This window comes from Desulfofarcimen acetoxidans DSM 771 (assembly GCF_000024205.1).
GTDB classification, from domain to species: Bacteria; Bacillota; Desulfotomaculia; order Desulfotomaculales; family Desulfofarciminaceae; genus Desulfofarcimen; species Desulfofarcimen acetoxidans.
The window spans coordinates 1,405,183-1,421,955 of sequence record NC_013216.1 but is presented as its reverse complement, the minus strand read 5'-3'; the positions used below and the strand labels follow the sequence as shown (position 1 = coordinate 1,421,955).

Genomic DNA, 16,773 nt, shown 5'->3' with positions numbered 1-16,773 from the left:
CAAGGGCTAAACCAAGTCTTTAGACGAAACCCCGGTTTAGCCTCAAGATTCTTCTAAAAAAAATACACCAGACCCAGAGTTGCCAGGTGAAGCAACTGGTCCACGACATCTACTTTGGTTAATCCACCTAAACTGCCCGGAGTAGGCTTAAAAAAAGATTTCAGCCAATCAATAATAAAATGAGTAATATAAAGGAAAAGCATTTTCCAGAATGCAAAAATCTTTAAATATAGCAGCACAAAACAGATCATGGCAGTCCACAGAAACACGTGCAAGCCCAGTGCCCAAAGATGTTTTCTCTTTAATTTGGAAAGCCTGTTCATCTGCAGCAAAACATCACCCGCAACGTGACCGGCAAATATTAGCGATAAATGAAATAATATTGTTAACGCGGCATGGGCAGCCTCATTGCTGCCGGTTATTATTTCCACGTGTACACCTCTAACTCCTTACCACGATTTCCTGTTTGTTCTATCTCTCTAACCTGTTCAAAGTGTTTATTAAGTATTTGCTCCAAATTCTTTTGCAGTACTTCTTCTTCGTCCAACAGGCCGGTATTAGCAAATAAAGGCACTAACTCCCTGTAGACCAAGTCAGTGGTAACCTTTTTCTGCCCGGTCAACAGTTCTCTTGTTTTGCTGAGAACTGTTGCCTCAAAATTAAGCCCGGCCGGTTTAAATATATTTTTTGAAGGTGATTTAATAAAATTCAGGATAAAGTCTCCGGTGATTCTTTTTTTATGGTAAAGTCCCTGGGATGAAGACAGTTTGGCCTGAGGCTGGTGTACCAGGTTAACCATCGTAAAACCTGCTTCCCGCACACTGTAAAGCAGGGCCCTCCAGGTACGCAAATCCTTATTATGAAAGGTTATAGACATGTAAGAACCGTTTTTAAGTTTTTTATATATTTCCGAAAAAGCAGCCAACAGCATTTGGCGGTAGTTTTCCAGGGATTTATTGTACGTCTCATTTTTGCTGACAACAATCTCCTCCCGGTAATTCAAGGAAAAACCTAACCAGGCTGCCCAGAGTGCGCTCATCTCCAGGTAAGGTACTGAACCGCCATAAGGCGGATCGGTAAAAATATAGTCCACACTGTTATCAGCCAGTTGCGGCAAGTCGGAAGAACTCTGCTGAAGCAGGCAATAATCAGTTGAGCTTATTAATTTATTGGTTTCAGTCTTGCCTCGTAAAACACGCTTATATTTATTGGAAAAGTAATGCCAAACATTTAACTCCTGGGAACCTTTATCAAGCGGAACCCAGTATCCCATTACCTTCCACCCGGGGCCCTGTCCCCTGGCATGCAATATCATTTTAGATGCTTGCACTAAAGAAGCGGAAAAAATAAATCGCATAAGCTCTCTGACATCTTCGGAGACTATTTCTTCGATATATTTTTTTAAAATGGCCAGCACCAAAAGATTGCGCCTGGTAAACAAATCTATGACCCGGTAACCGGGAGCGTTAATCTGACTATTTTGGGGTAATTCCCCTGTAGGCAGCAAAATATCATAAACATTAACCAGTTCGGCAAAATCTCTCTCAGTAGCTTCCAACAACTCCTGATCGGCAGTGGAAAAAGCTTTGGTTAAGGACTTTCTCCCGGAGCTGCAGCTGCATTTATAACTTACTTCTCTGGGTTCTCCGTTAAACCATTGATAGGAAACAGCAATGGCAGGTTTTCCGCAGTGTATGCAGATGGTCGAATAAAACTTGTTAATAACCGGAGCAATATGACCGGACAATAATGTATAGTTTTCTTGCAGTTCAGACAGTGAAACAGGCACAATTGTATTTGTGGCAATAAAATGTGCTACCGGGTTTATATCAACCCCGCATACTCGACGTTTTAGCTTAAGTGCTTCTATTACTGTTACTCCGCTTCCCATAAAAGGATCCAGCACTAAATCGCCCGGCCCGGTGAAATGTTTGATATACGCGTTAACCAGATTATGGGGCTTCCTGGCCCAATACTTATGCATCAAGTAATGAGCCGGGTGAGTCTGGGCTTCAATTGGATAGTCTATAGGTCTAAGAGGCATGTTTTTACCCTAAGAAAGCTCTCTGCGGTCTACTATACGCTTAGCCTTACCTTCACTTCTGGGTATTGTATGAGGCTCTACCAGCTTGATGCGGGCGGAAATACCCAATACAGATAAAATTTTATGTCTCAGCCTGTGTTCTAAATCTTCCAAAAATCTTACCCTGTCTGAGAACATGCTGCTGGAAAGTTCGACCCACACCTCCAGATTATCCAGACTGCCTTTTCTGTCCACTACCAATTGATAATGAGGCTCTGTTTCCCCAAATTCAAGCAGAACGCTTTCAATTTGAGAAGGAAACACATTAACACCTCTGATAATCAGCATATCATCAGTCCGGCCGGTGATTCTCTCAATACGGGCATGTGTACGGCCACAGGCGCATTGTTCGCGTCTAATCACAGAAATATCCCTAGTGCGGTAGCGAATAATGGGCAGGGCCTCTTTGGTCAAAGTGGTAAATACCAACTCACCCCTTTCCCCGTCAGGCACTTGCTTTCCTGTTTCCGGATCTACGATTTCTACAATGAAGTGATCTTCAAAAATATGCAGGCCATCTTTCACAGCACATTCACAGCCCACTCCCGGTCCCAGCACTTCACTTAATCCATAAATATCCAGAGCCATAATACCATATAATTCCTCCAATTGGTTGCGCATCTGATTTGTCCAGGGTTCCGCACCGAAAACACCGGCTTTCAGGGGCAGAGTTTTTAAATCAATACCGGCTTCACAGGCAGCCTCTGCCAGGTGCAGTGCATAGCTTGGTGTACAGGTCAAGATGGTAGTTTTAAAATCCTGCATAATCATGAGCTGTCTGGAGCTATTGCCGCCTGAAATAGGAACTATAGTGGCCCCGATACGCTCAGTACCGTAATGTACGCCCAGTCCCCCGGTAAAAAATCCATAGCCATAAGCATTCTGCACCAGGTCTGTCCTGGTAGCTCCTGCCATGGTTAAAGCCCGTGCCACCAAATCCGCCCAGATGGTTAGATCATTTTTTGTGTAACCGACAACGGTAGGTTTGCCTGTTGTCCCTGAGGATGCATGTACTCTTACAACGTCCTGCATAGGAACAGCAAACATGCCAAAGGGGTAATTATCGCGCAAATCCTGCTTAGTGGTAAAAGGCAGGTATTTTAAATCTTCCATAGATTTGATATCGGCCGGTTTTATGCCAGTCTGATCAAAAGACTGTTTGTAAAAAGGAACATTCTCATACAGCCTGACTGCCAGGTTCTTTAACCTTTCCAATTGAAGGGCCGCCAGCTCTTCCCCGGACATTGTCTCGTTTTTTTGATCCCAATACTTCATCTCACTACACTCCCTGGTAAATATATTCTCTATTTATTTTTTATCCTTTACATAGACCAACCCATCAACTACAGCTATTTGCTCACCTGACTCATCTCTAACCGTGACTCTGTACAGGGCTGTACGGTAGGTTCGGTTAATTTCCTCCGCGGTTGCAGTTATTGTCTGTCCGGGAACAGTCTTCTTGATGAAATTCATACTGAAATTTAAAGCAACAGCCGGCCTGCCGTAAGAGTTGCTGGCTATACCTAAAGCAGTATCAGCCAGAGTCAATACAATTCCTCCATGGGTAATACCGTGAAAATTGACCATATGTTCTTTTATTTCCAGGCTCACACTCGCATAACCGGGTTTTATTTCAAGAAATTCAATACCTAAATGTTTAGGGAAAAGATCTCCGGAAATAATTTTGTTTTTAAACTGTTCTATATTATCAATATTTGACAAAATAATTCACTCCTTTCAACTTCTAAATAACACTAATCTTGCTCATGGAACATAAATTTGCACTTGCAGCAAACATTGACTTAACCGCAAATTTATCATAAGCATAATTTCCCAGAGTACAAAAAAATCCCGTAGTATAAACTACGGGACGAAAGTTCTGTCTTTCGCGGTACCACCCATATTAATCTGCGTCTTAGATCCGGCAGACAACTCTATAAGTAACCGAAAAAAATATTTCCGATACCATCTTCTTTTAACGGTGAAAGTTTCCGATCAGGCCTACTTGCAGGTGTTTCAGCCTGATAACTCAGGAGCGAACTTCAAACGGTGAATGCTTAGGGCTGCTTACAGTCACGGCTAACCCCTCCCTGAAAGATCGAAAACCGTCCTACTTTTCTCCATCATAGTTTTTATGATATTTTTTATCTTTTGAGATATGTTAACATTTCATTAGATTCGCGTCAATATTTTTTTGTTCTTCCCTTCTTAATCGCAGCCACAGCGGTTGGTGAGAGATTGCCCCCATTCATCTGACTGCAAAATACGGGAAACAAACTCATCACAGGGTCTCGAATCGCAATCAATTGATTGGTTTAATTTTTCGCAAAACGCAGTATTAAAGGAGTACCACTTTTTAAAATACTTACAGTCTTTGCAGTGCAAAAATATGACCTCCCTAATTTTTCTTACTTAAAAACAACACAGCACAGGTTGAATTATCTCCATACATTATATTCTATATTTTAAGTATGTGTTAAATTATTAATTCTATGTTAAATTAAAAATACCTTTCTAAAAACACAAGAAATTCGCATTAAGTGAATTTCTTGTAGCCACAGACACTCGTGCTATTTCCCAGAGCATAAAAAAATACCACCCTGCGGTGGTTACAAATATTAAGCTCATAGATTACCTCTATCCTCTTTATCAGCCAGTCTGACTACTACTGAAGCAATAACCCGGCGTTCCTGACTGCCGGCTTCATCCCACATTTCTTTCAAAAGACACTGTTCCCGGTTAGCGGGATCAACATTTTTAGATAAAAAGTTTCCCACATGATAAGCAGCACTGTCAATAGTATCTTCTGATGCGCCAATTGATTCAACGGCATCAACAGCTCTGCCCAACATTTTTTTCCATCCGTTCCAAGACACATCTATTTCCATTCTGCTTCACCTCCTTAAAGGTAGCTTTTTCTTCTAACTTGTTCCTTATACAAGCAATCCGGAGGTTACAGCAAAAAATATTTGGTTATATATATAGTTCAAAACGATAGCCTACACCCCAAACTGTTTTAATATATCTGGGTTTATTGGGGTTTACTTCAATTTTTTTTCTGAGCCTTCTAATATGTACTGTTACTGTATTATCATCACCTGCGCTATCGGCTTCCCATATGGTGGTTAGCAGGTTGTTTCTGGTAAAAATTTGATTAGGGTGAGATGCCATTAACCAGAGAAGCTCGAATTCACGAGAAGTCAAACGCACGTTCTTTTCATTGACAGTTACTTTTCTCGTTACCGCACATATTTCAAAGTCAGGATAAACTATCTTCTTAGTAATGTTTATATCCGACAAATGTGGGGTCAGGTTTATTCTTTCCGCACTCATAGCTATCATTAAGTTTTCTTTAGGACTGCCGGTATTAACTGGACTAACAATATTTTTAACGTTTCTGCCGCTCAATTTTTGATTTAAGATATTAATTTCACCGGTCAATGTGGTTATTCTATCTATATATTCTATTTTTGTTGAGTTTTCATTAGCCAGCAACAGATAGTACTCTGTTAGTTTTATTACAGTAATCTCCAGGTAGCTAAGATTTCCGGCAAAAGAAAAAAACATCTCCCAGTTAAAAACACAAGTTTTTTCCTCCAGTTTTTTAAACAATTCCAAAAATCTTCTATTATCATAAACTATATAGTTAATTAAGTAGTTGTCTACCCAGTTGGGAAATACCTTCTCAGCTTTTTTGCTAACAGTCAGAATTTTACCTAATTTATCAGTTACTACAGCAATGCAATCCTCTAAATCATAAATTATTTTCATTAAGTCAATTTGTACAAGGAGAGATTTATTGAACATAGCTGATCTTCCTCCTTTCTCTATTATTGAACACAGAGATCTACTTCACTGAATATTCCTACAATTTGGCTTTATGCCTGCTTAGTTTATAATTTGACATTGTTTTCAATATTCCTTTGTTATTCATTCAATTTTGCAATAATTTTTATAATATTTGTATTTGGAACCGTAACTAATATAAACAAGATTTATAGGAAAGTAATCTTGCCCGGCAGCATATATTTTCTTGTAAATCTTAAATAAAGAAGGTGACTAAAGAATTGCCAAGTGATGATGAGCAAGAACAGCTAACCAAAAGGAAAGATGAACCAACGAATAATCGTGAGGAAATTAAATCATCCGAGCATAAAAAATCTCTAATATTTAAAGTTAAGCCTGTAGTATTGCTGCTGATTATAATTTGCTTGACCATGCTTCTGGCCGGAATTCTTATAACAAATAATCCGAAGTACAAGTACATTAAAACAATTTCTGATAAGCCTTTGGCTATTGACCAGGCAGAAATTTTTGGTCACATGGATATTGAAAAATATAATTTAAATTTGGCTGCTTCATATATAAAAGGAAAATATATGATGAAAGCGCCGGATATAAGCGGCACTAAAATTTTCTATAACGGAAAGTTAAGCTTTAAACCCCGTAAAATGACTGTTGATTTGTCTATTGACTATTTGCATCACCGGTACAGGTTAAAAGCTTATCTGACAGGCGATCAACTTATATTAAACACTCTTGGTTTTTTAGAATTATATCAAGTAATAGTACCTGAAAAACAAAAGCCTAAACTGCCTGAGTACATATATACAGACGAGGAAACCAAAGATTATATACATATATTGTGGAACAGACTGGAGAACACTTTTAATAATCCCAACAAAACCGGGCAGCAGGCTGCTGTTGAACAGTTAACAGAGTTTATCTTAAAATCTGTACCGCAAAAATACTTTTCACAAGACAGTGAAGGATGGTTTAGCCTGAGTTTTACCCAACCAGGTTTAAAGGAAATTAGCCTCAGCCTGGTTGAAAAAGTTTGGAACAACAGTAGGACATTTGCCGGATTAATCAGTCAGACAACATTTGACGGCAATTCAATGGAGAACAAGAGAATTGAAAAGGAGATAATAGAAGTTATTAGCAATAATAATCTCAGTGATGTAAAAACAAATATTAACCAGGCCTGGTTAAGCTTTAATCAGGTAATTAATCTTAATAAATTTTCTCTTTCTATAAAAAATAACCCCCCTGAATATAATACTATTTTAGATTTTGATTGCGGTATTGAGAAAAGCCCTGTTTTTCCCAACGGAGGAAGTATAATTTTTAAAGGAGCGAGTACAACTGTTGTCAAAAAGCTGGATATAAGTTTGCCTGATATTAATGAACAAAATAGTATTAATATTAAAGATATAAAACTTTGAGCGGAACCCGGTTCAGGTAACCGGGTTTCCAAAATCACTGCTGTAATTATCCGCATTCTGTGTAACCTTTTTAACGTAATGAATTGTTTCTCTAAAAGGAGGTATTCCCCCGTATTTATCCACATTACCGGGACCGGCATTGTACGCGGCTAAAGCCAGAGCCTGATCACCATTATAGCGGTTAAGCATCTGGCTTAGATATTTAGCCCCACCCTCTATCGCCTCTTCCGGCTTAAGCGGGTTTACACCCAGTGAGCGGGCTGTAGAAGGCATCAACTGGGTCAAACCAAGGGCACCTGCACGTGAACGGGCAGCCTCATCAAAATCCGACTCCGCTTTAATCAACCCCTTGAGAAGAGCCGGGTTAATTTTATATTTGCCTGCTGCAACCACAATCAAAGAGTCATACCTTTTGTCGGAGGGTAAATATTCCTGTGGAACAGCAAGATCAGATGTTGCTTTTACACAGTCCGGTTTTATATTATTTTCTGCCTGTGCTGTCTGCTCAAAGGGCAAACGATCCACAGTTACAGAGCGGTTTAAGGAGCAATTATTGGGTGATGTTAACGTTCCATAATTTAAAACACTGTTTAGATCTGCTTTTTCAAGCATAGCCCTGGCCAGCATAATTTCAAAATCCTTTTTATTCGCCTGGGAATCAACAGAAGAGGAGTTATTTAAGGCCTGATTCATAGCATCCAGGCTAAGCAATTTCATCAATATGCCAATATATATAACAATACCCCCCTATATGAAGAATGCTAACTTAATGTTAATTTCTATATAAATATACTTTCTCCTTCTTAGTTCGAGAAAATAAAGGACTTTAAAATTAAAACTCAACAGGAATAAATAAGCTCCTGATCATCGCCATCATTATCTCATCACTCATATTCTGCAGTTCAATTGCCTTATGCGGGCACTCTACAGTACATATTCCACAACCCTTACACTGCACCGGGTCAATAAACACCTTGTTATTAATCACTCTGGGTATGCCGTAAGGACAGACACGGGTGCAGGTTAAACAGGCAGCACATTTGCCGTTATTCACAGCAACAGGCCCGGCAGACTGCAGGTAATCCTTATATAAGATAGTACAGGACCGGCCGACTGCCGCTTTGGCCTGAACAATACTCTCCTCAATTGATTTAGGCGCATGAGCCAGACCGCAAACAAAAACACCGTTTGTATTAAAATCAATAGGCCTTAATTTCATATGAGCTTCCTTAAAAAACCCGTTATCCTCCAGGGGCAAGCTAAAAATACGGGCCAGCTTGGGATTTTCCGCTGAAGCGGCCACACCGGTAGCGAGGCTGATTATATCAGCCTCAATTTCCATTTTCTGTCCTAAAATGTGATCGTCTATATAAACTTTCAGATTTTCTTCAGTTTTTTCTAAAACCGGTTTATTATTTAAATTATAGCGAATAAAAATAATTCCCTTAAGCCTGGCCTCACTGTAATATTTTTCAAAAGTTCCATAAGTTCTGATATCCCTGTATAATATAAAGATATTCTTGTCGGGATACTGTTCCTTTAGCTGCAAGGCCAGTTTTAATGATTTAGTACAGCAGATCTTGCTGCAATAGGTCCTCTGGTCTTTATCCCGTGATCCGACACATTGAATCATAACTATATTTTTAGCCTTTCTGACAGAGGCATCATTCTTATAAATGGCCTCTTCCAACTGCAATTGGGTATAAACACGAGGATCTTGATTACAATAGTATTCATCGCTGATATATTCCTGTCCCCCACTGGCTATAATGGTGACAGCATGCCTAACAACTTCACCGCTGGATAAAAGAGACTTAAAATTACCCACAAAACCTGAATGACTTTTCACCTGAGTCTTCAGATAAATCTTTATATTAGGCTGATTAATCACCTCATTAACCAGGTGCTGCAAATGGACGGAAATGTTCTCACCTTTTAAACCGACTTTGATCCGTGCCACTTTCCCCCCCAGCACAGCTTCTTTTTCCACCATGTGTACCCTAAAACCTAGTTTAGCCAGGTATAGCGCTGAGGTAAGGCCAACAATTCCACCTCCCACTATTAAAACTGCGGGAACTATATGGCTAAATTCTACAGGAAGAACAGTGCTCATACTTGCTTTTACGAATGCCATGCGAATCTGTTCAAAGGCCTTTAGAGTAGCCTTTGCCGGTTCATTTGCATGCACCCAGGCACACTGTTCCCGAATATTCACAATCTGCAGCAGGCTTTCCGGCAAACCACATTCTTTTACTAATTGCTTCATAAAAAAAGCACTGGTTCTGGAACCGCAAGCAGCAATGATAATATGACTGTATTTCTCATGCTTGATAATATTTTGAACAGCAAATTTACCCTCCCGGGTACAAATTTCAGAAACTATATGTACTGAATCCGCCCCCAGTTTCTCTGCAATTTTCCGCAAGTCAAGTATGCTGTCCAACTGGTTATTACAGGTACAGATAAATACACCGGTACGGGGGTTCCATGGTAAATTGTCTGTTAACGGCAATGGCTCCCCTGAAATATATTTTTCCTCCCCTGCTGCCAGAGCAACCTCGGCTACACAGGCCGAGGCCTGAGCTATAGTTTCCGGGATATCCTTTGGGCCGGCAAAAGCGCCTGCCACAAAAATGCCGGGAGCAGTTGTGCAGACTCCCGTCAAGTCGACAGTTTTAGCAAAATTAAACCTGTCTAAGGCAATACCGAATATCTCAGATAATTCCAGAGCGTCTTCCGGGGGTTCCATACCGATAGACAAAACCACCAGGTCAAATTCCTCATAATACAAGGTACCGTCTTCCGCGGCATAACGTATACCCAAATTATGGCTTTCTTCAATTTGATTAATTTCAAAAATTCTGGAAGCAACAAAATCTATCCGGTAATCCTTCTCCGCTTTTCTGTGATATTTTTCATAACCCTTGCCATGTATACGCAAATCCATAGAAAAAATCTTCGTTTTAATTTCAGCGGAACATTCCTTGACCATCATAGCTTCCTTAATGGCAAACATACAGCAAATAGAAGAACAATAGCCTTTATTTAATTTTTCATTTCGGGAACCCGCACACTGTATCCAGGCAATTTTTTGCGCAGGTTTATAGTCTGACGGTCTTAGAATAGCTTTTTCTGATGTCTTAGAAGCTTTCAATATCTCTTCAAATTCCAGGCTGGTTACAATGTTAGGATAAATTCCGTATTTATAATAGCTCAATTCACCCGGATCAGCCACTTTAAAGCCGGGACTTAAAATAACCGAGCCTACATTAACAGTGAAGGCTTTTAAATCCATGCCTATTTTACAGGAATTCAATGGCTCCGTAGGTACACTGCAGGTTCCGTTGAGAGTAACTTGAAAATCACCGGGCCTTCCGGTAAAGTCTAAAATTTGAGCATTAATGATAGTTCTAATGTTCGGGTGCCTGTTAACTAGCGATAGCTTACAACCCATGTCCATAGAACTAGGCGATAAGGTGCAGATTAAGCAATCATGCGTAGGAAACATTTTATCCAGCTTAGGCATAGTTCCACCGACAAAAGGCAATTTTTCCACCATATATACATCAAAGCCGGCTTCCGCCAAATCCAATGCAGCTTTGGTGCCGGCAAGACCGGCGCCTACAACCAGAACGGCTCTCATAACAACACCTCCTTGCAGTTGCATTGCTCCATATTTGAACATTTTAGTAAGGCTTACTGTATCATTTCCGGTAAAACATATGCAGTTAAACTATCTATTATATAAGGGATATATTAATTAGAACAATTCAATATTTTTAGACACATTCCTGCCAGATTTAAATAGCAAAACCAAAGTTATTTTATTTCCTTTTTTAATTTTTTTTTAAGCTTGCTCTATGAAAATATAAGAAGATAAATCTTAGGGAGGGATTTAGAAGTGGTATTTAAAAACAGAAAAATAACTTTAACTAATTTACTTCTGGTTATCCTGATCTTCACTGTCATAGCCGCTACGATCACAGCCAAAAGGTCTTCCGCCGAAGAAGACACAGGCAATACGGCACAAACCATCAGCATGCCGGCAGTCGGCCCAAACACCATAGCTGATATGGTGGATAAAGCCAGTTCAGCAGTGGTAAAAATAAACACCACCGTTGAGCAGCAGGTTACCGGTGTCAATCCCCTGTTTAGTGACCCGTTCTTCAGGGAGTTTTTCGGTCATCAATATCAAGTGCCGAGCAGAACCGAAGTACAGCACGGTATTGGCTCCGGCTTTATTATTTCTAAAGAAGGCTTGATTTTGACCAACGAGCATGTCATCGACGGCGCCAGCAAGATAGAAGTATTACTGGATAATGATAAAAATCCCCTAACCGCCAAACTGGTTGGTAAAGATAAAGATCTGGATTTAGCCGTGTTAAAAATTGAACCGACTAAGGATTTACCGGTTTTAAAGCTTGGCAATTCCGACAATACCAGGGTTGCTGACTGGGTAGTGGCTATCGGTAATCCTTACGGGCTTGATCATACTGTAACTGTAGGTGTGGTCAGCGCTAAAAGCCGCCCGGTGGATATTGAAGACAGGCATTATAAAAACCTATTGCAAACTGACGCATCCATTAACCCCGGCAACAGCGGCGGCCCGCTCCTCAACTTGAAGGGCGAGGTAATCGGTATAAATACAGCCATCAATGCCAGCGCGCAGGGTATCGGCTTTGCTATACCCAGCAATACTGTCCAGGCAGTACTAAATGATCTGGAAACCGGACAATTGAAGCATCCCTGGCTGGGAGTATCTGTACAGGCATTAACTCAGGAGCTGGCTGACGCTCTGGGCTTGCAAAACACTCAGGGAGCGCTGGTCGGCAGTGTCTCTTCCGGCGGCCCGGCGGAAAAAGCCGGACTGCAGAGGGGGGATGTTATTATCAAGTACAATGATACACAAATCGATAATGAACAAAAGCTGATTGATTGCGTTCAGAAAAGCAAGGTGGGAGATACCGCCGTAATGGTAGTTGTCAGAAACAAAAACAATATTTTTCTGACGGCAACTATTGAGGACAAGAACAGCCAGTAGTAAGATATAATTAGGGTTAGCGTTTCCTTATGGCTGCTAAGTAACGGAGGGGTTGAACTTGTCAAGCAATATTTTGGTTATAGATGATGATCCCAGGATCACAGCTTTGTTAAAGAGAACTCTTCTTTTTAACGGATATACGGTTGAAGCAGCCAATGACGGAAAGGCAGGGATTACTCTCTTAGAAAATAATCATTTTGATTTAGTAATTCTGGACGTGATGATGCCCGGTCTGGATGGCTGGCAAGTCTGCGGGCAAATCAGGGAATACTATGATTTACCCGTTTTAATGTTGACCGCCAGGGATGAAGTGGAAGACAGAGTAAAAGGGCTTGATTTGGGAGCCGATGATTACCTGGTCAAACCTTTTGCCATGACTGAGTTACTGGCCAGGATCCGCGCGCTGCTGCGCAGGAGCGGTAAAACGGAAGCTCAGCCGGCAATACTCAGTTATGCCGATTTGTCCATGGATACCGGCACCAGAGAGGTATTCAGAAATAAAAGACAGCTTAATCCAACTGCCAGGGAATATGAACTGTTAAAGCTTTTTATGGAAAACCCCCGACTGGTACTCAACAAGGAATTGATCATGGAAAGAATATGGGGTTATGATTACCAGGGCGAATCAAATGTTTTGGAAGTTTATATTGTCATGCTGAGAAATAAATTGGAGGCTTGCGGTGAAAAGCGCCTTATTCATACAGTGAGAGGAGCAGGTTATGTATTAAAAGAATAAAGAACAATATTTCCATACGTCTGCGTTTAACCCTCTGGTACAGCAGTGTATTAAGCTTGACTCTTCTTTTGTTCGGCATGCTGGTATATGTTTTTTTAAGGCAAATGCTGGTTTCGGAAATTGATACCTCCATAGCCGGAAGGGCTAAAAAGGTAGTTCAATCCATTACCATTATCGGTCCTTTTGATTTTCCGTTGCAACAAATCATCCTGCCTGATATAGATGTTTTCGCTTCTCCTAACACTTATTTGCAGGTAATTGATGCCCACGGAGTGCTAAAAGCCAGCTCGCATAATCTGGGACGGCAGGCTTTTCCTCTCGGTGCGTCAACCATGAAAAAGGCAAGCCAGGGCAACGCTTTTTATGAGACGGTTTACTCGGGCGAGCAACCCCTGCGCATTTATAACCTGCCTTTAATTTTGGGGGGGAAGTTTATCGGAGTTTTACAGGTGGGTCAATCCCTGGTGGCTATTGAAACACCGCTCAGTCGGCTTCGTTTTATTCTTTTTACCGGCAGCGGTGTAACTGTGGTACTGGCAGGTACACTGGGCTGGCTCCTGGCCCGTACCGCACTGCGGCCAATTGATGAAATAACCAAAACAGCCTCGGCCATTCAAGAAGCACATGATTTAAACCGGCGTATCAAATATGACGGACCAGGAGATGAACTGGCACGTCTGGCTGAAACCATTAACGCCATGCTGGAGAGACTGAACTTTGCCTATCAGAAACTGGACCAGTCCTACCGCTCGCAAAAGCGCTTTCTGGCTGATGCCTCACATGAGTTACGCACACCCTTGACTATCATCAGGGGCAATATAGAATTGCTGCAGCAAATGGGAGATGCCGAGCCTGAAATAAGAACTGAGGCACTGGCGGATATTTCGGAGGAGTCCAGGAGAATGTCCTGGTTGGTTGAGGACTTGCTGTCCCTGGCCCGGGCTGACGCCGGGCAGAAAATGAGCGAAGAGCTTGTATCACTCCGGGAATTGCTGGCTGATGTAATTCACCGGGCAGAAAAACTGGCCGGCCCGGTTAATCTTGAAGCAACTAATATTTTTGTTAGCGAGGACAATTATGTTTATGGCAATAAAGAATACCTGGCCAAGCTAATCTTAATTTTATTGGACAACGCATTTAAATACACAGAACCGGGCGGTTCCGTGCTGCTTAAAACAGAACTGGCAGATAAAGAAGCCTGCATTGCCGTTATAGATACAGGGACAGGTATTGCAGAAGAAAACCTGGAACAAATCTTTGAACGGTTCTACCGGATCGACCAATCAAGGGGATCCAGAGGAACAGGACTGGGACTCTCCATCGCTAGGTGGATTGCCGAGCAGCATGATGCCAGAATCGAGGTTAAGAGTACTTTAGGCCAGGGCTCTGAGTTTACCGTCCGGTTGCCTTTGCATGAAAATATAAAAAACTGACCCAAAAGAAAAATACAGTTAATAAAACTCATAAAATACGCCCGTACCACCAAAATGTACGGGCATATTTATTATTCTGATTTTAAGACAGCCTTTTAACCGTTGATAAAGTAATTCATCAACTCATGCCCGGCAGCAAATTTTAAGCCGCTTTTCGCTGCATCCTCTTCACAGTAGGTGACATTGCTCTGTTTCTTCACACCCTTGCGCAGAATAGCAAAGGGTACAGGGTCTTTGGTGTGCGTTCTGATAGCCAGCGGGGTAGGATGATCCGGAAGCAGCATTATTTTGTAATCATCGAATTCCTCCAGCCCCGGCAGCAAAACAGACAGCATTTGCCCGTCTATTTCTTCTATGGTTTTTATCTTGGTATCCAGTTCCCCCCTGTGTCCGGCTTCATCCGGGGCTTCTACGTGAATATAAACAAAATCCTTGCCTTTCTTCAGTTCCTCCAGAGCAGCCAGAGCCTTTCCTCTAAAATTTGTATGTGTACCGCCCGTCGCCCCTTCCACTTTAACCACATCCATGCCGGCACACTTGCCAAGTCCCATGATTAAATCAACAGCTGAAATGACTGAGCCTTTAAGCCCGTATTTCTTATAAAAGTTTTCCATTGAGGGCTTCTTGCCTTCACCCCAAAACCAAATGGAATTGGCAGGACGCAGGTTATTCCTGCGCCTGCTCCTGTTTACCGGGTGATCATTCAACAAAACATAGCTCTTTTTCATCATCTCCAACAGTACCCGGCTGTGCGGGCCTTTGGGCAGGTAATCCGCAATACATCTCCCGGGTATATCGTGAGGCGGTGTCAGTTCTATATCCAGGTGCCCGTTCTTCCATATCAATAAATGCCTGTAGCTGATACCGGCAAAAAACTGCAATTCTTCGGTAGACAGGTGTTTTCTTATTTCCCCTATTAACTCCCTGGCTTCTTCCGTAGTTATTTCATCTGAACTATGGTCGAGAATAGTTTTTTGCTCGTATTCTTCCGGCTCTTCGGTCAGAGTGACCAGATTGGTGCGAAAAGAAACATCGGTTTCACTCATGATAATACCCATGCTGTAAGCTTCCAGCGGTGAGCGGCCCGAGTAGCAAGTTTTAGGATTATAGCCCATAGCTGAGAGGTTGGCCACGTCACTTCCCGGAGGAAAACCCTCAGGCACCGTCCAGACCTGGCCTATTTCTCCGTTGGCAGCCAGGTAATCCATATGCGGCGTTTTAGCATATTGCAGTGGTGTTTTATCTCCCAACTCAGGTATTTTATAATCGGCCATACCGTCACCTAAAAGTATCAAATATTTCATAGCTTTATCTCCTATCCTAAAAATCACTTAATCCCGGGAGTTATTATGAAATATTCTTCATTCTTTCTTAATATCCTGCAACAATTTACCTAACTCCTGCTCCTGAATATTATATTTCTCCCCACAGAAGTGGCAAATTACCTCAACCTGCCCTGTTGTTTCATAAATATCTCTCAACTCCTGTTCACCCAGGCCCGCCAGCATGCGCTCAATTCTTTCCCTGGTACAAGAACAGTAAAAGCGCACCGGAGTATTATCTATAATATCTATATCCAAATTGCCAAGCGCCAGTTTTACTATCTCCTCAGGGATTTTTCCTTCATTGACCAGACTGCTTATAGGCGGCAACCTATTTAAACAATCCTCCAGCTCAGCCAACATGTTTTCTTCTGCTCCCGGCAAAAGTTGGACAATTAACCCGCCTGCGGCCCGCACACTATTGTCTGTTTCCACCAGCACACCTAATGATACTGCAGAGGGTGTTTGCTCAGAGGCCAGTAGATAATAAGCTATATCCTCACCTATTTCACCGCTGACTAATTCAACACTGCCTGTAAAAGGTTCTCTTAAGCCCAAGTCCTTAGAAACAGAGAGGGTCCCCTTCCCCACAGCATTTCCTACCCCTAGTTTGCCCGGCCTAATGCCCGGCACATGAATCTGCGGATTTTGCACATAGCCGCGCACATCACCGTGACCATTAGCTGAGACTATTATGGCTCCCAACGGACCGTCACCCCTAACTCTAACAGTCAACAAATCATCGCCTTTTAAATTGGCTCCCAGCAAAAGCCCGGCAGTTAAAGTTCTGCCCAGAGCTGCGGACGCCACGGGCCAGGTACTGTGCCTGCGCCTGGCTTCCTCTACCAAACCGGTTGTCACAGCGGCAATAACACGAAACTGCCCCTTTTTTCCAACAGCTCGAATAAGATAATCCTGCATGCTTCCTCCTTA

At 41.9% G+C, this 16,773-nt stretch carries 14 protein-coding genes, 1 pseudogene and 1 other annotated feature; of the genes and pseudogenes, 4 read left to right on the top strand and 11 right to left on the bottom strand.

The window, feature by feature from the left end; all coding sequences use genetic code 11:
* Positions 1–53: 53 nt before the first annotated feature.
* The 7 genes and pseudogenes from DTOX_RS06735 to DTOX_RS25265 all read right to left on the bottom strand — a co-directional run.
* Complete coding sequence (locus DTOX_RS06735; RefSeq protein WP_015756978.1) at positions 54–431, bottom strand: DUF3307 domain-containing protein; 378 nt, start codon at positions 429–431, stop codon at positions 54–56.
* A complete protein-coding gene (locus tag DTOX_RS06730; RefSeq protein WP_015756977.1) occupies positions 422–2,044 on the bottom strand; it encodes a DNA methyltransferase in 1,623 nt (540 codons plus the stop codon). The genes DTOX_RS06735 and DTOX_RS06730 overlap by 10 nt, the downstream gene beginning before the upstream one ends.
* Before the next feature lie 9 nt (positions 2,045–2,053).
* Entirely contained in the window at positions 2,054–3,358 is a 1,305-nt protein-coding gene (locus DTOX_RS06725; protein WP_015756976.1) for a phenylacetate--CoA ligase family protein, read from the bottom strand.
* 33 nt (positions 3,359–3,391) lie between these two features.
* Complete coding sequence (locus DTOX_RS06720; RefSeq protein WP_015756975.1) at positions 3,392–3,805, bottom strand: PaaI family thioesterase; 414 nt, start codon at positions 3,803–3,805, stop codon at positions 3,392–3,394.
* A 141-nt stretch (positions 3,806–3,946) separates the two neighbouring features.
* Positions 3,947–4,219, bottom strand: a binding site (T-box leader).
* Positions 4,220–4,291: 72 nt separating this feature from the next.
* Complete coding sequence (locus tag DTOX_RS23625; protein WP_169306029.1) at positions 4,292–4,468, bottom strand: hypothetical protein; 177 nt, start codon at positions 4,466–4,468, stop codon at positions 4,292–4,294.
* Between the two features lie 239 nt (positions 4,469–4,707).
* Positions 4,708–4,971, bottom strand: a complete 264-nt coding sequence (locus DTOX_RS06715) for a DUF3243 domain-containing protein (protein ID WP_015756974.1) — start codon at positions 4,969–4,971, stop codon at positions 4,708–4,710.
* 85 nt (positions 4,972–5,056) lie between these two features.
* Positions 5,057–5,350, bottom strand: a pseudogene (locus DTOX_RS25265) (winged helix-turn-helix domain-containing protein); the annotation flags it as partial.
* 800 nt (positions 5,351–6,150) lie between these two features.
* Here DTOX_RS25265 and DTOX_RS06705 point away from each other — a divergent pair.
* Entirely contained in the window at positions 6,151–7,308 is a 1,158-nt protein-coding gene (locus tag DTOX_RS06705; protein WP_015756972.1) for a hypothetical protein, read from the top strand.
* A gap of 12 nt (positions 7,309–7,320) precedes the next feature.
* Here DTOX_RS06705 and DTOX_RS24740 read toward each other — a convergent pair whose 3' ends face one another.
* Positions 7,321–8,001: a lytic transglycosylase domain-containing protein gene (locus DTOX_RS24740; protein WP_278184574.1), complete on the bottom strand. Its 681-nt coding sequence runs from the start codon at positions 7,999–8,001 to the stop codon at positions 7,321–7,323.
* A gap of 139 nt (positions 8,002–8,140) precedes the next feature.
* On the bottom strand, positions 8,141–10,951 hold the full coding sequence (locus DTOX_RS06695; protein ID WP_015756970.1) for an FAD-dependent oxidoreductase: 2,811 nt from the start codon (positions 10,949–10,951) through the stop codon (positions 8,141–8,143).
* 258 nt (positions 10,952–11,209) lie between these two features.
* Between DTOX_RS06695 and DTOX_RS06690 the strand changes: the two genes are divergently transcribed.
* From DTOX_RS06690 to DTOX_RS06680, 3 genes are read left to right on the top strand one after another with little or no spacing between them, the layout of a single operon-like run.
* Complete coding sequence (locus DTOX_RS06690; RefSeq protein ID WP_015756969.1) at positions 11,210–12,349, top strand: trypsin-like peptidase domain-containing protein; 1,140 nt, start codon at positions 11,210–11,212, stop codon at positions 12,347–12,349.
* 58 nt (positions 12,350–12,407) lie between these two features.
* The gene (locus DTOX_RS06685) at positions 12,408–13,085 is read left to right on the top strand and encodes a response regulator transcription factor (RefSeq protein ID WP_015756968.1); all 678 of its coding nucleotides are present in this window, start codon (positions 12,408–12,410) and stop codon (positions 13,083–13,085) included.
* Between the two features lie 56 nt (positions 13,086–13,141).
* Positions 13,142–14,518 carry a sensor histidine kinase gene (locus DTOX_RS06680; protein ID WP_242652560.1) on the top strand — a complete coding sequence of 459 codons (1,377 nt, stop codon included), beginning with the start codon at positions 13,142–13,144 and terminating at the stop codon, positions 14,516–14,518.
* 95 nt (positions 14,519–14,613) lie between these two features.
* Here DTOX_RS06680 and DTOX_RS06675 read toward each other — a convergent pair whose 3' ends face one another.
* Together DTOX_RS06675 and hslO are read right to left on the bottom strand one after the other, a co-directional pair.
* Positions 14,614–15,822, bottom strand: a complete 1,209-nt coding sequence (locus tag DTOX_RS06675) for a cofactor-independent phosphoglycerate mutase (protein WP_015756966.1) — start codon at positions 15,820–15,822, stop codon at positions 14,614–14,616.
* 57 nt (positions 15,823–15,879) lie between these two features.
* Positions 15,880–16,761: an Hsp33 family molecular chaperone HslO gene (gene hslO, locus DTOX_RS06670; RefSeq protein WP_015756965.1), complete on the bottom strand. Its 882-nt coding sequence runs from the start codon at positions 16,759–16,761 to the stop codon at positions 15,880–15,882.
* Positions 16,762–16,773 lie beyond the last annotated feature (12 nt).